General features: G+C 66.5%; 20 protein-coding genes. 8 read left to right on the forward strand and 12 right to left on the reverse strand.

Annotated features, from left to right (window positions below; genetic code table 11):
• Positions 1 to 115: 115 nt before the first annotated feature.
• Positions 116 to 340 (forward strand): DUF3820 family protein, encoded by a 225-nt coding sequence (locus tag ACFPK0_RS00105; RefSeq protein WP_056083562.1) that lies wholly within the window; start codon positions 116 to 118, stop codon positions 338 to 340.
• Positions 341 to 463: 123 nt separating this feature from the next.
• Positions 464 to 1,747 (forward strand): O-acetylhomoserine aminocarboxypropyltransferase/cysteine synthase family protein, encoded by a 1,284-nt coding sequence (locus tag ACFPK0_RS00110; protein WP_377337483.1) that lies wholly within the window; start codon positions 464 to 466, stop codon positions 1,745 to 1,747.
• 177 nt (positions 1,748 to 1,924) lie between these two features.
• Here ACFPK0_RS00110 and ACFPK0_RS00115 read toward each other — a convergent pair whose 3' ends face one another.
• From ACFPK0_RS00115 to ACFPK0_RS00125, 3 genes are all read right to left on the reverse strand, one after another.
• Entirely contained in the window at positions 1,925 to 2,935 is a 1,011-nt protein-coding gene (locus tag ACFPK0_RS00115) for a YheT family hydrolase (RefSeq protein ID WP_056607119.1), read from the reverse strand.
• Entirely contained in the window at positions 2,932 to 3,729 is a 798-nt protein-coding gene (locus ACFPK0_RS00120) for a lysophospholipid acyltransferase family protein (RefSeq protein ID WP_056083555.1), read from the reverse strand. Before ACFPK0_RS00120 ends, ACFPK0_RS00115 begins: the two co-directional genes overlap by 4 nt.
• 146 nt (positions 3,730 to 3,875) lie before the next feature.
• Positions 3,876 to 4,355 (reverse strand): Lrp/AsnC family transcriptional regulator, encoded by a 480-nt coding sequence (locus ACFPK0_RS00125; protein ID WP_377337485.1) that lies wholly within the window; start codon positions 4,353 to 4,355, stop codon positions 3,876 to 3,878.
• A 130-nt stretch (positions 4,356 to 4,485) separates the two neighbouring features.
• Here ACFPK0_RS00125 and phhA point away from each other — a divergent pair, with 130 nt between their 5' ends.
• Positions 4,486 to 5,379 (forward strand): phenylalanine 4-monooxygenase, encoded by an 894-nt coding sequence (gene phhA / locus ACFPK0_RS00130; RefSeq protein WP_377337487.1) that lies wholly within the window; start codon positions 4,486 to 4,488, stop codon positions 5,377 to 5,379.
• Positions 5,380 to 5,409: 30 nt separating this feature from the next.
• On the opposite strand, the gene pspF is transcribed toward phhA, so the two are convergent.
• The gene (pspF, locus tag ACFPK0_RS00135) at positions 5,410 to 6,453 is read right to left on the reverse strand and encodes a phage shock protein operon transcriptional activator (RefSeq protein WP_056607111.1); all 1,044 of its coding nucleotides are present in this window, start codon (positions 6,451 to 6,453) and stop codon (positions 5,410 to 5,412) included.
• Between the two features lie 224 nt (positions 6,454 to 6,677).
• Between pspF and pspA the strand changes: the two genes are divergently transcribed.
• The 5 genes from pspA to ACFPK0_RS00160 are packed head-to-tail and all read left to right on the forward strand — an operon-like array spanning position 6,678 to position 8,469.
• Positions 6,678 to 7,358 carry a phage shock protein PspA gene (gene pspA / locus ACFPK0_RS00140; protein ID WP_056607108.1) on the forward strand — a complete coding sequence of 227 codons (681 nt, stop codon included), beginning with the start codon at positions 6,678 to 6,680 and terminating at the stop codon, positions 7,356 to 7,358.
• A 6-nt stretch (positions 7,359 to 7,364) separates the two neighbouring features.
• Positions 7,365 to 7,586: an envelope stress response membrane protein PspB gene (gene pspB / locus ACFPK0_RS00145; RefSeq protein ID WP_056083539.1), complete on the forward strand. Its 222-nt coding sequence runs from the start codon at positions 7,365 to 7,367 to the stop codon at positions 7,584 to 7,586.
• Positions 7,583 to 7,858, forward strand: coding sequence for a PspC domain-containing protein (locus tag ACFPK0_RS00150; protein ID WP_056607107.1), 276 nt, complete (start codon positions 7,583 to 7,585; stop codon positions 7,856 to 7,858). Before pspB ends, ACFPK0_RS00150 begins: the two co-directional genes overlap by 4 nt.
• Positions 7,855 to 8,247: an envelope stress response membrane protein PspC gene (pspC, locus tag ACFPK0_RS00155; RefSeq protein ID WP_056083533.1), complete on the forward strand. Its 393-nt coding sequence runs from the start codon at positions 7,855 to 7,857 to the stop codon at positions 8,245 to 8,247. The genes ACFPK0_RS00150 and pspC overlap by 4 nt, the downstream gene beginning before the upstream one ends.
• Before the next feature lie 9 nt (positions 8,248 to 8,256).
• On the forward strand, positions 8,257 to 8,469 hold the full coding sequence (locus ACFPK0_RS00160) for a hypothetical protein (RefSeq protein ID WP_056083530.1): 213 nt from the start codon (positions 8,257 to 8,259) through the stop codon (positions 8,467 to 8,469).
• A gap of 37 nt (positions 8,470 to 8,506) precedes the next feature.
• Here ACFPK0_RS00160 and ACFPK0_RS00165 read toward each other — a convergent pair whose 3' ends face one another.
• From ACFPK0_RS00165 to ACFPK0_RS00200, 8 genes are all read right to left on the reverse strand, one after another.
• A complete protein-coding gene (locus ACFPK0_RS00165; RefSeq protein WP_056083528.1) occupies positions 8,507 to 9,208 on the reverse strand; it encodes an RES family NAD+ phosphorylase in 702 nt (233 codons plus the stop codon).
• Between the two features lie 97 nt (positions 9,209 to 9,305).
• Positions 9,306 to 9,716 carry an MbcA/ParS/Xre antitoxin family protein gene (locus tag ACFPK0_RS00170; RefSeq protein WP_056083525.1) on the reverse strand — a complete coding sequence of 137 codons (411 nt, stop codon included), beginning with the start codon at positions 9,714 to 9,716 and terminating at the stop codon, positions 9,306 to 9,308.
• An 80-nt stretch (positions 9,717 to 9,796) separates the two neighbouring features.
• Positions 9,797 to 11,584, reverse strand: coding sequence for a DUF885 domain-containing protein (locus tag ACFPK0_RS00175; protein WP_377337492.1), 1,788 nt, complete (start codon positions 11,582 to 11,584; stop codon positions 9,797 to 9,799).
• Between the two features lie 120 nt (positions 11,585 to 11,704).
• Positions 11,705 to 12,409, reverse strand: a complete 705-nt coding sequence (locus tag ACFPK0_RS00180) for a helix-turn-helix transcriptional regulator (RefSeq protein WP_007082447.1) — start codon at positions 12,407 to 12,409, stop codon at positions 11,705 to 11,707.
• A gap of 142 nt (positions 12,410 to 12,551) precedes the next feature.
• Positions 12,552 to 13,181: a glutathione S-transferase family protein gene (locus ACFPK0_RS00185; RefSeq protein WP_377337495.1), complete on the reverse strand. Its 630-nt coding sequence runs from the start codon at positions 13,179 to 13,181 to the stop codon at positions 12,552 to 12,554.
• Between the two features lie 28 nt (positions 13,182 to 13,209).
• Positions 13,210 to 13,614, reverse strand: a complete 405-nt coding sequence (locus ACFPK0_RS00190; RefSeq protein WP_056083520.1) for a GFA family protein — start codon at positions 13,612 to 13,614, stop codon at positions 13,210 to 13,212.
• Positions 13,615 to 13,688: 74 nt separating this feature from the next.
• Entirely contained in the window at positions 13,689 to 14,300 is a 612-nt protein-coding gene (locus tag ACFPK0_RS00195) for a DJ-1/PfpI family protein (protein ID WP_056083517.1), read from the reverse strand.
• A 129-nt stretch (positions 14,301 to 14,429) separates the two neighbouring features.
• On the reverse strand, positions 14,430 to 15,311 hold the full coding sequence (locus ACFPK0_RS00200; RefSeq protein ID WP_377337498.1) for a 2OG-Fe(II) oxygenase: 882 nt from the start codon (positions 15,309 to 15,311) through the stop codon (positions 14,430 to 14,432).
• Positions 15,312 to 15,362: the final 51 nt, after the last annotated feature.

Raw genomic sequence — 15,362 nt, forward strand, 5'->3', positions numbered from 1 at the left:
ACGGGCTTTTACCCATTCTCCATTCCCTGTTCCCTGTTCCCTGCCCCAAGCCTATACCGCAACCGCCGGCGGCCGCAGCCTTTACCATGTCGCCTGGCCATCACGACGACGAACCATGGACGCCGAAGACCTGCAGCGGCTGGTGACCACGCGCATGCCGTATGGCAAATACCAGGGCCGCCTGCTCGCTGACCTGCCGGGCGCGTACCTGGCCTGGTTTGCGCGCAAGGGTTTCCCGCCCGGGCAACTGGGGCGCCTGCTGGCGCTGGCGCTGGAAATCGATCACAACGGCCTGTCCGGCCTGCTCGATCCGTTGCGGCAGGCGCCGCCACGGCGCTGAGGCATCGTGGCGCAGCCATCCAGACGGCCAAAACGCGTCGCCGTGCCTGTAGGCTAGGGAGGAATGCGCCCATCCTGCGGATGCGCATGATGACCTCTCGGATATCGACCACGGAGCGCCGCCATGAAGATCGAGACACTCGCCGTTCACGCCGGGTATTCCCCGGACCCCACTACGCGTTCCTCAGCCGTGCCGATCTACCAGACCGTGGCCTACGCGTTCGACAACGCGCAGCACGGCGCCGACCTGTTCGACCTGAAGGTGCCGGGCAATATCTACACCCGCATCATGAACCCCACCCAGGATGTGCTGGAGCAGCGCGTGGCAGCGCTGGAGGGCGGCATCGCCGCGCTGGCGCTGGCCTCGGGCATGGCCGCGGTGAGCTATGCGATCCAGACCATCGCCGAGGCCGGCGACAACATCGTCTCCACCGCCACCATCTATGGCGGCAGCTACAACCTGTTCGCGCATACCTTTCCGCAGCAGGGGCTGGAGGTGCGCTTTGCCGACGCGGGCAAGCCGGAGAGCTTCGCCGCGCTGATCGACTCGCGCACCAAGGCGATCTTCTGCGAATCGATCGGCAACCCGCTGGGCAACGTCACCGACATCGCCGCGCTGGCCGAGGTCGCGCATGCGCACGGCATTCCGCTGATCGTCGACAACACCGTGCCCAGCCCCTACCTGTGCCGCCCGATCGAGCACGGCGCCGACATCGTGGTGCACGCGCTGACCAAGTACATCGCCGGCCACGGCAACAGCATCGGCGGCGCCATCGTGGACAGCGGCAAGTTTCCGTGGGCCGAGCACAAGGAGCGCTTCCGCCGCCTCAACGAGCCGGACGTGTCGTACCACGGCGTGGTCTACACCGAGGCGCTGGGGCCGGCGGCGTATATCGGCCGTGCCCGCGTGGTGCCGCTGCGCAACACCGGCGCCGCCATCTCGCCGATGAACGCGTTCCTGATCCTGCAGGGCGTGGCCACGCTGGGCCTGCGCATGGATCGCACCTGCGACAACGCGCTGGCGATCGCCCAGTACCTGCAGAAGCACCCGAAGGTGTCGTGGGTGCGCTACGCCGGCCTGCCCGATCACCCCGACCACGCGCTGGCACAGAAGTACATGGGCGGCAAGGCGTCGGGCATCCTGTCGTTCGGGGTCAAGGGCAACGATGCCGATCCGCGCGCCGCCGGTGCACGAGCGCTCGATGCGCTGAAGCTGTTCACGCGGCTGGTCAACATCGGCGACGCCAAATCGCTGGCCACCCACCCCGCCTCCACCACCCATCGCCAGCTGGATGCGACGGAGCTGGCCAAGGCGGGTGTCAGTGAGGATATGATCCGCTTGTCCGTGGGCATCGAGCACATCGATGACCTGATCGAGGATCTGGCGCAGGCGCTGGACGCGGTTTAAGCCGCGCTTTTTGAATCATCAACCTGCCATCCCGACCCGTTCGGGCTGAGCGTAGCCGCGCAGCGGCGGAGTCGAAGCCTCGCCGCAAACCGCCCTTCGACTCCGCTGCTGCGCAGCTACGCTCAGGGTGATCGGTGAGGGGGAACGGCGCATTTCCGATTCCCCATTCCCGACTCCCTATTCCCGGCTATCCGCCACCGCATTGAACCGCCCGGCGATGTAGTCGTCGGTGAAACTGGTCATGCCGAAATCGCGGATGAAACCGCAATGGCCGCCGTACGGTGCGATGTCCAGTTCGATGTTGGGCGGCAGTTCCAGCTGCTCGAAACTGCGCACCGGGATCACCGGATCGTCGCGCGCGGTGAGGATGGTGGCGGGAATCTGCATCGCCTGCATGATGTCGCCGGCCACCGAATAGCCGTCCAGATACTGCTGCAGCGACTTGAAGTCCGTGTGGCGCAACACCAGCGCCTCGGTCAGCCCGCGCAGGTGCTGTTTCATCTCCGACATCTCGAAGTACTGATGCTCGGGAAACGCCTTCTGCTTGGTCAGCAGGGAGTGCCGCCACTTGCGCATGAAGTAGGCCTGGTAGAACCAGGGCGCCGACTCTTCCAGCGAAAACAATCCCACCGCCGGGTCGATGATCGGGCACACCGCCAGCACGTAGCTCAACGGAATGCCCACCAGCGACGTGTGCATGGCCACGCGCAGCGCGAAGTTGCCGCCCAGCGAAAACCCCGCCAGCACCAGCGGTCGCGCGGGCCAGCGGCGGGCGATGTCGCCCAGCGCGTGCACCACTTCGTCCAGCTGGCAGGAATGGAACAGCGCCTCGTTGAGGCCGTGGCTGTCACCGTGGTCGCGGAAATTGAGCCGGAAGATGTCCCAGCCATCGGCCAGCAGGCGGCTGCCGGTCTGCAGCACATAGGTCGAGTCGACGCTGCCTTCCCAGCCGTGGAACAGCACCGCCAGTCCGCGTGGCTCGGGGCGCGAGGTTTGCGCGGTATACGCGCCGGACAGGCGCACGCCGTTGCCGCCGTCGACCACCACCGGCTCGGCACCCTGAGACACTGTTTTGGCCGCTGCCGGCAGCAGCAGCCGGCGCACACCGCTGGAGGAAAGCATGGTCTGGATGTGGCCGCTGCGCAGCGGCCAGGGCGGGCGGAAATCCTTCCCGTACAGCAGGCTCATTCCTGGCGGTCTTCCAGCGCGGCGGCGATGCGTTCGCGTGACAGCTCGGCCATGCGGCGGCGGGCGTCGGGGGTGGCGGGCACCGGCGTAAGGAAGTGGATCTCCGCATCCATCGGCGCCTCGCCGAGCAGGCGCACGATGTTGTTGAAGAAACTCTCATGCTCGCGGAAGCCGGCATCGAGCAGCCGCCGGCCGTTGCGGGCGAAGCGCAGGGCCACCGGCTGCACGGTCACGTCGGCGTCGAGCGCGGCCTGGAAGATGCGCGCATGGAACACCTTCAGCACGCCGTGGTAGCCGGTGCCGCCTTCCGGAAACACCGCCACCGAACGCCCCGCGCGCAGGCGGTCGACCATCACCTGCATCACCGTCGACAGTGAATGGTTGTTGCCCCGGCGATGGAAAATCGTGCCGCCGCTGGCGGCCAGCCAGCCGATCAGCGGCCAGCTGGCGATCTCCGCCTTGGCCACGAAACACGCGGCGCGCTGGCTGTGCAACATGGTGATGTCGATCCACGAGGTGTGGTTGGCCACGAACAGCACCGGATCGCGCTGCGCCGTGCCGAAGCGGCGTGCGCGCATGCCGAAGATGCGCAGCAGCGTCACCGACCAGGCCCGGATCATGCGGTGGGGAAACGGCTCGCGGCCGTTCTTCATCACCGCCTGCTGGGTCCAGCTGAGCAGCAGGCCGCACAGCAGGATGCCGAGCACGATGTGCACCAGCACCAGCGGCACCCGCCACAGATAACGCAGCGGGCGTAACGGATCGTGTGGTTCGGAGGGGGATGCGTCGCTCATGAGCGCAGCAGTTTAACGGTAGTTCGCCGCCGCGCGGAACGCCGCGTCAACCTGCCTTTCTGTAGGAGCGGCTTCAGCCGCGACGCCTTTTGTTCCAGGCGGCCACAAACAAGAGCATCGCGGCTGAAGCCGCTCCTGCAGGAGTGCTACTGCCCGCCCAGATGCGCCAGCGGCAGCGAGGGCGAACGCTTCACCGTGCGCAGCACGAAACTGGAATTCACGTCGGCCACGCCCGACGCATTCAACAGGTGGTCGAGCAGGAAGCGCGAGAAGTCCGCCAGATCCGCCACGTACACATGCAGCAGGTAGTCCATCGCGCCGGTCAGCGCGTGGCAGGCGACCACCTCATCCCAGGCGTTGACGCGCTCGACAAAACCTTCGACCACCGTGCTCTCATGTTTGCTCAACTGCACCCGCACGAATGCCTGCAAACCCAGCCCCACGGCCTGGGGGTCGATTTGCGCCGCGTACCCGCTGATGACGTGATCGGCCTCCAGCCGCTGCAGCCGGCGCAGGCACGCCGACGGCGACAGGCTGACGCGTTCGGCCAGCTCGGCATTGGTGATGCGGCCCTCACCCTGCAGCACGGCGAGCATGCGCAGGTCCGTGCGGTCAAGCGTGTTCATACACAACCTTCATCGAAGCTTTCGGCAACTAGCGCAATTATATGGCGTGTTGCGGGTCTATATTTGCAAGAAAGCAATCTTCGTGCTGAGGATCGTCGATAAGCTGTCGGGAGGCTCCGCCAACGCAGGAATGGCCATGAACACACCCCGCAAGATCGAACACCAGCAGACCGACCGTGGCTACGTGCCGGTCTACGCCACCGGCGTGGTGGAGCAGCCGTGGGCGAGCTACAGCCGCAGCGAGCATGCGGTATGGGACACGTTGTTCCAGCGCCAGCGCGACTTGCTGCGCGGCCGCGCCTGCCAGGAATTCCTCGACGGCGTCGAGCGCTTCGGCCTGGGCGACGGCGGCATCCCGAAGTTCGCCGAGCTCAACACCGTGCTGGGCGCGGCCACCGGCTGGCAGGTGGTGGCGGTGGAAGGCCTGCTGCCGGATGAGGTTTTTTTTGATCACCTGGCCAGCCGCCGCTTTCCGGTCAGCTGGTGGATCAGGAAACCCGACCAGCTCGACTACCTCAGCGAACCGGACCTGTTCCACGACCTGTTCGGCCACGTGCCGCTGCTGCTGAACCCGGTGTTCGCCGACTACATGCAGGCCTACGGCCGCGGCGGCATGAAGGCGTTCAAGATCGGCCCCGAGGCGCTGATGAACCTCACGCGGTTGTACTGGTACACGGTGGAGTTCGGCCTGATCCGCACCGCCGACGGCATGCGCATCTACGGCGCCGGCATCGTCAGCTCCAAGGGCGAGTCGGTCTACAGCCTGGACTCGCCCTCGCCCAACCGCATCGGTTTCGACATCGAGCGTGTGATGAACACGCGCTACCGCATCGACACCTACCAGCAAACTTATTTCGTCATCGAGAACTTCGAGCAGCTGTTCGACGCCACCCGCCCGGACTTCACGCCGATCTACACCAAGCTGCGCCAATCGCCCGCGCACGCCGCCGGCGACGTACTCGATGGTGACCGCGTGTTCACCCGCGGCGATCGCGCGGGCTGGGCGACCAACGCGGACAGCTGATACGCAGGCGTCCAGCGCAAGACGTTCGCTTTACGGGCCCTCGCGCCGACGGCGCGATTTCACCATGCCGTGCTTGCGCAGCAACGCGCGCAACTGGTGGTAGCCGAGTCCCAGCAGCGGCGCGGCTTCGACCTGGTTGTGGCGCGCTTCGACCAGCGCGCGCTGGACCAGATCGATTTCCAGCCGCGCCAATTCCGTCTTGATATCGCAGGGAAGCCGGATCGAGGCCTGTTCCGGCGGCGTCCCCTGCTCCGCGTCCGGCGCGGTTTCGACCGCTGGCCGGAACGCGGAAGCGAAGGGATCGAAAACGATGGTGTCGACCGGCTCGTCGGCCGGCGTGCGGTGCACGGATCGCTCGACCACGTTCTTCAGCTCACGCACATTGCCCGGCCACGGGTAGCGCACCAGCGCGGCGCGGGCGGATTCGCTGAAGCCGGCGAACAGGTCCCGCCCCAGCTCGCGGCTGATGTTGACGGCGAAATGCTCGGCCAGCTGCATCACATCGCCCGTGCGTGCGCGCAGCGGAGGCACCGTCAGCACGTCGAACGCCAACCGGTCGAGCAGGTCGGCGCGAAACGTTCCGGCGCGCACGGCGGCGGGCAGGTCGCCGTTGGTGGCGCCCACGATGCGCACGTCCACGCTCAGCGTCTCGCTGCCGCCGACGCGTTCGAACTGGCCGTACTCGACCGCGCGCAGGATCTTTTCCTGCACGCGCAGGGAAACCGTGGCCAGCTCGTCCAGAAACAGCGTGCCGCCATGGGCCTGCTCGAAACGGCCGATGTGGCGGCGGCTGGCGCCGGTGAATGCGCCCGCCTCGTGGCCGAACAGCTCGGTTTCGAGCAACGCCTCGGTCAAAGTCGCGCAGTTGAGCTTCACCAGCGGCGCCTCCCAGCGCGGCGACAGGTAATGCAGCCGCGCCGCGATCAACTCCTTGCCGGTGCCGCGCTCGCCGATCACCAGCACCGGCTTGTTCACCGCCGCCACCCGCGAGGTGTGTTCCAGCAAGTCCAGGAACGCCGTGGACTCGCCCAGCATGGCGGTGGTTTCGGTACCCGATGGACGCGGATCTGGCATGGGGCATCACTCGAAGCGAGGCAGCGCGACCTGATGGTTAGTTTTCGCTCAGTATTGGTGAATATAACCATATATCGGTCGATAGAACCGACTCGGACGACGCCCACTTTCAGCCTCGAAGCCACAAGTTTCGATCTATCAATGACTTGAACGCATGCGCCGGTTTGGCACGACCCGTGCTGTAGACACTTCGTGGCCCCTTCACCATCACGAGGCAAGCAGACATGGGCGTTTTTTCGAGAATGAGCGACATCATCAACTCCAACATCAACGCGATGCTGGACAAGGCCGAAGAACCGGAAAAGGTGGTGCGGCTGATCATCCAGGAGATGGAGGACACGCTGGTGGAGGTGCGCTCCGCCGCGGCGCGCGCCATCGCCGACCGCAAGGAACTGGAGCGGCGCGTGGAATACGCCCGGCGCGAGTCCGACGAGTGGCAGCGCCGCGCCGAGCTGGCCATCAACAAGGGTCGCGATGACCTGGCCAAGGCCGCGCTGGTCGAGAAGAAACACACGGACACGGCGCGCGAGGCGCTGCAGGGGCAATGCCACGAAGTCGAGCTGGGCCTGGCCAAGCTCAATGACGACATCGCCGCGCTGCAGGGCAAGCTGGCCGATGCCAAGCATCGGCAGAAATCGTTCGAGCTGCGCCACCACACGGCGGCCAACCGCCTGAAGGCGCGCAGCCGCACCCATGACGAACGCATCAACAACGCGCTGGGCCGCTTCGAGCATTACGAGCGCAAGTTGGAGCACATGGAAGGCCGCGTCGAAGCCTACGACCTGGGCAAGCAGCGCGACCTTGACCGCGAATTCGCCGACCTGGAAACCAACGACCACGTCGAGGCCGAACTGGCCGCGCTGAAGGAACGGATGGGCTCGGAGACAGCAGCCGCCAAGGAGTAACGCGACATGGACGTTACCGCCATCTTCGCCATGTTCTGCATTTTCGTCGCGCCGCTGTGGCTGATCCTGCACTACACGACCCAGCGCCGACGCGCCCAGTGCCTGACCCGCGAAGACGAAAAAATGCTGTCGGATCTGTGGCAGCTCGCCAACCGGATGGAGGGCCGCGTGAAGACGCTGGAGACCATCCTGGATACCGAAGTACCCAACTGGAGAGACAAGGCATGAACGGTTCAACGGACGACTATCATCAGCGCCGACTCCACCGCGACTCGGAACGCGGCCTGATCTTTGGCGTGTGCGCGGGCATCGCGGAGGGTTTCGGCTGGCCGGCATGGCTGACCCGCATCGGGGCGCTGGTGCTGCTCTGGTGCTTCCCGATGTCCACCGTGGTGGCCTACGTGGTCGCCGCGATGGTCATGCCGCAGCGGCCGCTGCGCTATTGCGGCCGCGGCGACGAGCGCAGCTGCTGGCAGCCACGCCACCGGGCCGAGCCATGAGACACGACGGCAACTGGCGCGCGCAGCGCTTCTATCGTGACCCAGGCCACGGCAAGCTGATGGGCGTGTGCGCGGGCCTGGCCGATTACTTCGGCTGGAACGTCACCCTCGTGCGGGGCCTGGCGATCGTCGCGCTGCTGTGGTTCAACGTGGTGACGCTGGCGGCGTACCTGGTGCTGGGCTTCGTGCTGCCGACCAAGCCGGAGGCACTCTACGACTGGGACGCCGACGAGGAGTACTGGCGCAGCGTGCGGCGCTCGGCCGGTGACACCTTTCGCGACGTGCGCCACCGCTTCCGCGAGCTGGACATGAAACTGCAGCACATGGAAGGCTACGTCACCTCGAGTCGATACGACCTCGATCGCCAGTTTCGCGATCTGGAATCCTAGGAATCAACGATGGACAACGGTCAATTTTTCATCCTCTGCATCATCATCGTCGTCCTCGGCGCGCGCATCTTCCGCGACCACCTGCGCTTCAAGCACACCCAGCCGCGCGAAGATCCGCAATACCAGGCGCGCATGAATACGCTGGAGCAGCGCGTACAGACACTGGAGCGCATCGTCACCGACAAGGGTTACGACCTGAAGCGGGAATTCGACAAGCTGTAGCCAGCCGGGCCTGCGCCCGGAAGACGGCGAGTCGGCCCTACGGTTTGTCCAGGCTCGACCGTTTGACTTCACTCACCTCCAGCACCTGCGCGATGCGGGTGCCATCCCAGCGATAGACCAGGTGCTGCGCCTGCACGCAGGGCGCCACCACATCGGGGTAGAACGCGGCCAGGCATTCGCCGCCGCTGTCGCGCGCGCTGTCATAGACCACGCCATTGGCGCCCGCGGCCCGCAGCTCGCGGGCCAGCGCCACGCTGGCCGCGTAGCTGTCCGGCGCCTGCGCCGCGGCCCAGCCACCCCGCAGGTCATACAGCTTGCCGTCCACGCTGGTGCGATAGCAGCGCATCTGGATGTCGGCGGCGGGCTGGGCGGTGGCGGCCAGGAAGCGTTCGCGGTGATAGACGGTTTCCTCCACCGCCGTGGCCACGCTGTGGGCGGCATAGAACACACCCCAGGTGCCATCGGAAAACCGGCTGCCTTCGGGATTGAGATGGGTGAACGCGGCCATCACCGGGGTGGCGCCCGGGCCGCTGAGGCGCCGCTCCCTGGGCACCAGCTTCAACGCGTCGGCCTCCTCGCGCAGGCGCGGATTGGTCAGCGCCTCGATCGCGAACAGCGCATCGATATCGGCCGGGTCGGCGATGCGGTCGTACACGCCTACCGGCGGAAAACGGCTGGGCACGATGCGCCAGGCGCGGCTCCAGCGGATGCGTTTGACGGGTGGCAGATCGGTCGGCATCAAAGCTCCAGGATGTGCTCCCTCCCCTGCTTCGCGGGAGGGGCAAAAGCATGCCGCGCGTTCGTCTCGCCGCGCGCGACCATCATCTGCACTTCGCTCAACCGCGCTGCGCGTCCAGGTACTGGCGCACCACGTACAGGTCGGCCACGTTGCCCGACAACATGCGCTCCATGGCGGAATGGCCACCGAACAGCGGCGCCGTGTTCGGCTGGTGCAGCCAGGTGTCGGCCTGGGCCGGGTCGGGAAACAGGATCTGCAGCGACTTCCAGATGCCCAGCAGGTAGCTGATCCGCTCCAGCGTGTCGCGCCCCAGGCTGCCGCCCTGCTGGCGCTTCCACTTGTAGAAGGTGGACTCCGGCGGATCGCCCAGCAGCTTGCGCTGGTCGGCAATGCGCAGCTTCCACTGTTCGGTGAGGTTGAAGAACGCGCGCAGCGCCGGATCGGCAAGCGTATCCGGCGAGGTGTAGCGGGGCGCGGCTTCGGCGATGCGGGTCGAATGAGCCGTCATGCGCTTACTCTCCCTGTGAAGTTGCGTCAAATATTACTACATACCGGCAGTTATTGGGACGGCAGTCGTCAGGATGGGCGTTACTGGCCTGAACGCTTCGCATCGCCCTTTCTGGCGCAGGCGCAGCCGTAATCCGGCTCCGGCCCACCTTCGGCGATGAAGCGGTCGATGCGCTGCTCCAGCAACGGCAGCGGCACCGAACCGGTGGAAAGCACCGTGTCGTGGAAGTGGCGGACATCGAATTTCGCGCCGAGCGCCTTCTCCGCCCTGGCGCGCAGCTCGCGGATTTTCAGGTAGCCCAGCTCGTACGACAGCGCCTGGCCGGGCCAGCTGATGTAGCGGTCCACTTCGTTGGCGATCTCGCGGGCCGACAGCGCGGTGTTGACGGTGAGGTAATCGATCGCCTGCTGGCGGGTCCAGCCAAGGTGATGGATGCCGGTGTCGACCACCAGCCGGCAGGCGCGCCACATCTGGTAGGTGAGGTACCCGAACTTCTGGTACGGCGTCTTGTAGATGCCCATCTCGTTGCCAAGGTATTCCGAATACAGGCCCCAGCCCTCGCCATAGGCGGAGATGTAGCTGTCGCGGCGGAACGCGGGCTGATCGGGGTTCTCTTCGGCCAGTTCCAGTTGCAGCGCGTGGCCGGGGTAGGACTCGTGCAGGGTCAACGCCGGCATGTTGTACAGCGGCCGCGACGGCAGGTCGTAGGTGTTGACCATGTACTCGTTGGCGTCGCCGCGGCCGGAGGTGTAGTACGGCGCGATGGCTGCCGGCACCGGCACGATGGTGAAGCGCGCGCGCGGCAGGTGGCCGAACAGCCGCGGCAATTGGCCGTCCACTTCCTTGGCCACCCAGGCGCTGCGCATCAGCAACTCTTCCGGCGTCTTGGCATAGAAGCGCGGGTCGGTGCGCAGGAAATGCAGGAACGCGGGGAAATCGCCCTGGAAGCCGCTTTCCTTCATCACCTCCAGCATCTGCGCGTGCAGCTTCGCCACCTGGTCCAGGCCGATCTGGTGGATCGCGTCGGGGCCGAGATCGAGCGTGGTGTATTCGTGGATCTGCTGGCGATAGAACGCCTTGCCGTCGGGCAGCGCCTCGGCCGCCAGCGTGGTGCGCGCCTGCGGCACGTATTCGTCGCGGAAAAACGCCAGCAGCTTGGCGTAGGCGGGGATCACGTCATCGCGGATGCGCTGCAAGGCCTTGCCCTGCATGGCCTGCGCCTGCTCGGCCGGCAACGTGGCCGGCAGGTGCAGGAACGGCGCGTAGAGGCTGGCCTGGGTGGGGTCGGTCAGCTCAGCCACGGCGGCGATCGATGCGTCGCGCCCGTCCAGCACGGCGCGCGGCACGGAAAAACCGCGCTTCAGGCCGGCGCGCATGTTCGCGATCTGCTGGTCGAAATACGCCGGGATCTGGCCCAGCCGGTCGAGGTAGATGCGGTAATCCTCCACCGTGCGCAGCCGGTCGCTGCCCAGGTCGTAGCCGATGTCCGACCAGAACGCCGAGTCGCTGTTGAACGGCATCTGCCAGTTCTTGAAGCGCTGGTTGGCGACGAAGTTGCTGATCTGGTCGCGATAGATCGCGTAGTTCACCTGGTTGGTGCGCGACAGCGCGCTGGCGTCGACGCCGTCCAGCTGCTTGAGCACGTCCTGCCAGTAATCCAGCCGCTGCTGCTGGCTGGCCGCGTCGACCGTATCGAGCCGGCCGTTGTTGGGTTGCGGTTCGCCCGACGCGACGATGCCGGCCTGCCCGATGCGCCACGACCATTCCTGCTGGTAGATCGCGCGAAAGCGGTCATCGGCCGTGCCGGCATGCGCCAAAGCGCTGCACGCCAGGCCCGCCAGCAGCAGGTAACGCCAACAACGGATCATCACGGTCTCCACGAAAAATATCCGCCGATCATCGCACCGAACGCCGTGATGGCACCGTGCCGATGGATGGGTACCGTGTGATGGAGAAGGGCGATGCCGCTGCGGGCGCCCGAACCGCGGCTAGTCGATAACCGTGTAATGACCGCGCATCGCCTGCAGGTAGGCATCCAGGTTGCGGCCGGCGACTTCGTCGAACAGCTCACCGGTTTCACGGAAATCATCGATCCGGTCGGGCCGGAAACTGCGGAAGCTGTCGCGCAGGCGGCACCACGCACCCAGCGTCCACTTGCCGCCCCAGAACGCCAGGCACAGCGGCTCGATCTCCCGCGTGCTGGGGTTGCCGGCTTCATCGCGGTAGCCAAGCTCCAGCACGCGATTGCCGCCGATGGCCGCGTGCAATTGGTCGATGCGGGCGGCAAAGGCGAGGGTTTTCTCGTCGCGCCAGGTCGGCGCGAAGATGGGCGTGCGGCTGGAGCGCTCGCGCAGGTCGGGCGGCAATACCGCCTCGATCTTCAACAGCGCGGCCTGCGCCCCCGCGGCCAGCCGCGCGCCGGCAAACGCGCGCACGAAGCGCGTGCCCACCACCAGCGATTCGAGTTCGTCGGCGTTGAACATCAGCGGCGGGATATCCGAGCCCTTGCGCAGCACGTAACCGACGCCGGCCTCGCCCTCGATCGGCACGCCGGACAACTGCAGGTCGGCCACGTCGCGGTAGACCGTGCGCACCGACACATCCAGCGTCTCGGCCAGCTGGCGCGCCTGCAGCGCGGTGCGGCGACCGCGCAGGGCGTGGATGATGAGGAACAGGCGGTCGGCACGGCGCATCCAGCCATCATCGCCGAGACCGGCGATGGGGAAAAGCGTCGAATGTCACGGGAAGCATGCACTTGAGGCCCTCTCCCCCGGCAACACCGGGGGAGGCGGGCTGGAGAGCACGGTGGCCATCTGCGCCTTGCTCCGGTTGCTCCTACGCCGATTGCGCCGCGACCAGCTCGGCGTCCAGCGCCGCGGCGCGCTGCACGCCCGCACGTGCCAACACGCGGTCGATGTAGGCGCGGATCACCGGCAACTCCGGCACCAGCTTGAACATGGTGGTCCAGTTCAACGCGGTGCCCCACAACACGTCGGCGGTGCTGAACGTCTCGCCCAGCAGCCAAGGGCCCTTCTCGAGCTGGTCGGTGAGTGTCTTCAGCATGGTGTCGTAATCGCCATAGCCGCAGGTCGAGGGCGACGCCGGCTCGCGTTGCATCGATTTGTCGGTCACCGCCGGCTCGAAGCAGGAGCCGTAGAACACCAGCCAGCGCAGATACGGCCCGCGCAACGGATCGCCGATGGACGGCGCCAGCCCGGCGTCGGCGTAGAGATCGCCCAGGTAGATGAACACCGCCGGTTGCTCGGTGACCAGCGCGCCGTTGTGGTGGATCGCCGGCACCTTGCCCATCGGGTTGATCGCCAGATACGCGTCCTGGCGTTGCTCGCCGTTTTTCAGGTTGAGCGGGTGCAGCTCGTAGTCGGCACCAAGTTCTTCGAGCAGGGCGCGGGTGCCGGCGGAACGGCTTTGCGGCGAATGGAAGAAGCTGACGTGGGGCTTGCTCATGGCGCTCTCCTGATGGGCGAAGGGTGTTTCAGAGGTGCCGCGTTTCGGCGGGCGGCGACATCCAGTTGTTGTGGCGGCCGTCGGCGAAGTGCAGCGGCGCATCGATCAGTTGCTGCGGTTCGACGTCGTCGAGGCAGGCCAGGTTGATCGACACGTAGTCGCCACCGATCGCCTCGATAAATCCTCGACCGAACGGCCGCACGCCACAGTGTTTGCAGAACAGGTGATGCGCGCTCTGCGTGTTGAACTGGTAATCCGACAACGCCGCCTCGCCGGCCAGCAGGCGGAAGGCATCGGGCCGCACGATGGCGCCCCAGTGGCGCGTCTTGGTGCAGATTGAACAGTTGCAGCGGCCAGTGCCCGCGGCCAGGTCGATATCGGCTTCGAAACGTACCGCGCCGCAATGGCAGCTGCCGTGAAAGGTATGGGTCATGGTGGGGTCCTCCAAGGAGTGTCTGTGGGAGCGGCTTTTGTGGGAGCGACTTCCCACAGGGTTAGCCTCGCCGCTCAAGCCGCGGCGGCGACGTCGCCCACGCACCACGGCGGCATTTGCGCGTGCTTGAACAGGCGGTACCAGAGTTCACGGTCGCTGGCGCTGTAGAGATCCAGCGTGTGGATCACCTCGCGCGCAAACTCCACGCTGCCCAGGTGGCTGGCGGTGATGACGCCGCCATCGCTCACCGCCAGCACGCCGGCGTCGTATTGCGTGGCGCCGGCATACGTCGGCACATGGCTGTCGATGTGGCCGGCCCAGTTGCCGGTGTGCCGGCAGCCATCGAGCAGGCCGCTGCGTGCCAGGGCCAGCACGCCACTGTCGATCGCGGCCACCGGCGCACCACCATCATGGACACGGCGGATCGCCGCCACCGCCGCGTCGCCGTCGCCGCGCTGCCACAGGTGCCCGCCGGGCACGACCAGCAAGGCGGCGCGTTCCACATCGATCTGCGCCAGGGTCACGTCGGGCGAGACCGTGAGGCCGCCCATCGACACCACCGCCGCGGACGAGAAGCCCGCAGTCCGCACCAGCCAGTCGCCGGGGCGGCGGATCTCGCACAACGCCAGCGCCGCCTGCCAGTCGGCAAAACCCTCGAACACCAGGAAGTAAACCGTATCGCGCATACCCTCGCCCTCCTCTGCTGGAGTGACAGGATGGGCTGGCGCTACTGCCAACGTCGTGTCAGCAGGGATGGTCGCGAGGGATCGTGCGGCGACATGTTGTTCCTTCCCGCCGCTTGCGGGGGAAAGGAATCAAGGCTCGGCTGGCGCCGCCAAGCCGTAGCTGCGCTGGCGCATCCACTTGGTGATGATCCACTTCTCGCCTTTTTCCACCGGCTCGCCGCCGTGCAGGGTCAGCGGGTCGACCTGGCCGGCGCGGTTGCTGTATTCGAAATAGACGGCCATACCTTTCTTCGGCAGCACCCGCAGGCCCAGCGTGGGGAACACGGTGGCGCCGCCCTGCGCCACGTCGTTGAGGTAGATCAGCAAGGTGGACACGCGCTGGCCGCCGACCACCATCTGCGCCTCGCTGCCGGGGTCGCCGGGCGAGAAGTAGTCGAAATGCGGCTGGTATTCGCCGCCTTCGCCGTAATGCAGCACCTGCAGCCCTTCGCCGTTTTCCACCGGGCAGTTCATCAGTTCGGCAATGCGGCGATCGAGCCGTGCGATGAAGTCGTCCGCGTTGACGGGGAAGAAGGTGCCCTCGCTGCTGCGCGCGGCGATCACCTCGTAGCCGCCGTTGACCGGATCGACCGTGGTCGATCGCTGCAGCTTGTCGGCGGAGCGGCGGATCAGCTCGTCGCATTCCTCGTCGCTGAGCATCTGGTCGAGCACGGCGATGGTGGGCGCCGCCACGCGCAGCAGCACGCGGACGTCGCGGTCGTGGGTGGGGATGACATTGCCCGCGGGCAGTCGCGGCGCGTCCGCGACATAGGCAGTGGCCTGTGCTTTCAGCGGTGTGGCGGCGGGCGGCTGCTCGCCTCGGGCCAGGGCTTCCACCGCGGCATGGGCGAAGGTGGCGTCGAAGCCACTGCGGCACATGTCTTCCACCAGCGCCTGCACGGCGCAGCCGCGGGCCAGGTTTTCGACGATCCAGTCGTGCCATTGAGCGGTCAGTTGGGTGTGCGTTGCCACGGCGACTCCGGCTCGGGTAGACGGCAGGTGGGGCCCTGCGCGTCGTGGGGA

Origin of the sequence: Rhodanobacter ginsenosidimutans (assembly GCF_042655685.1) — a bacterium.
GTDB classification, from domain to species: domain Bacteria; phylum Pseudomonadota; class Gammaproteobacteria; order Xanthomonadales; family Rhodanobacteraceae; genus Rhodanobacter; species Rhodanobacter ginsenosidimutans.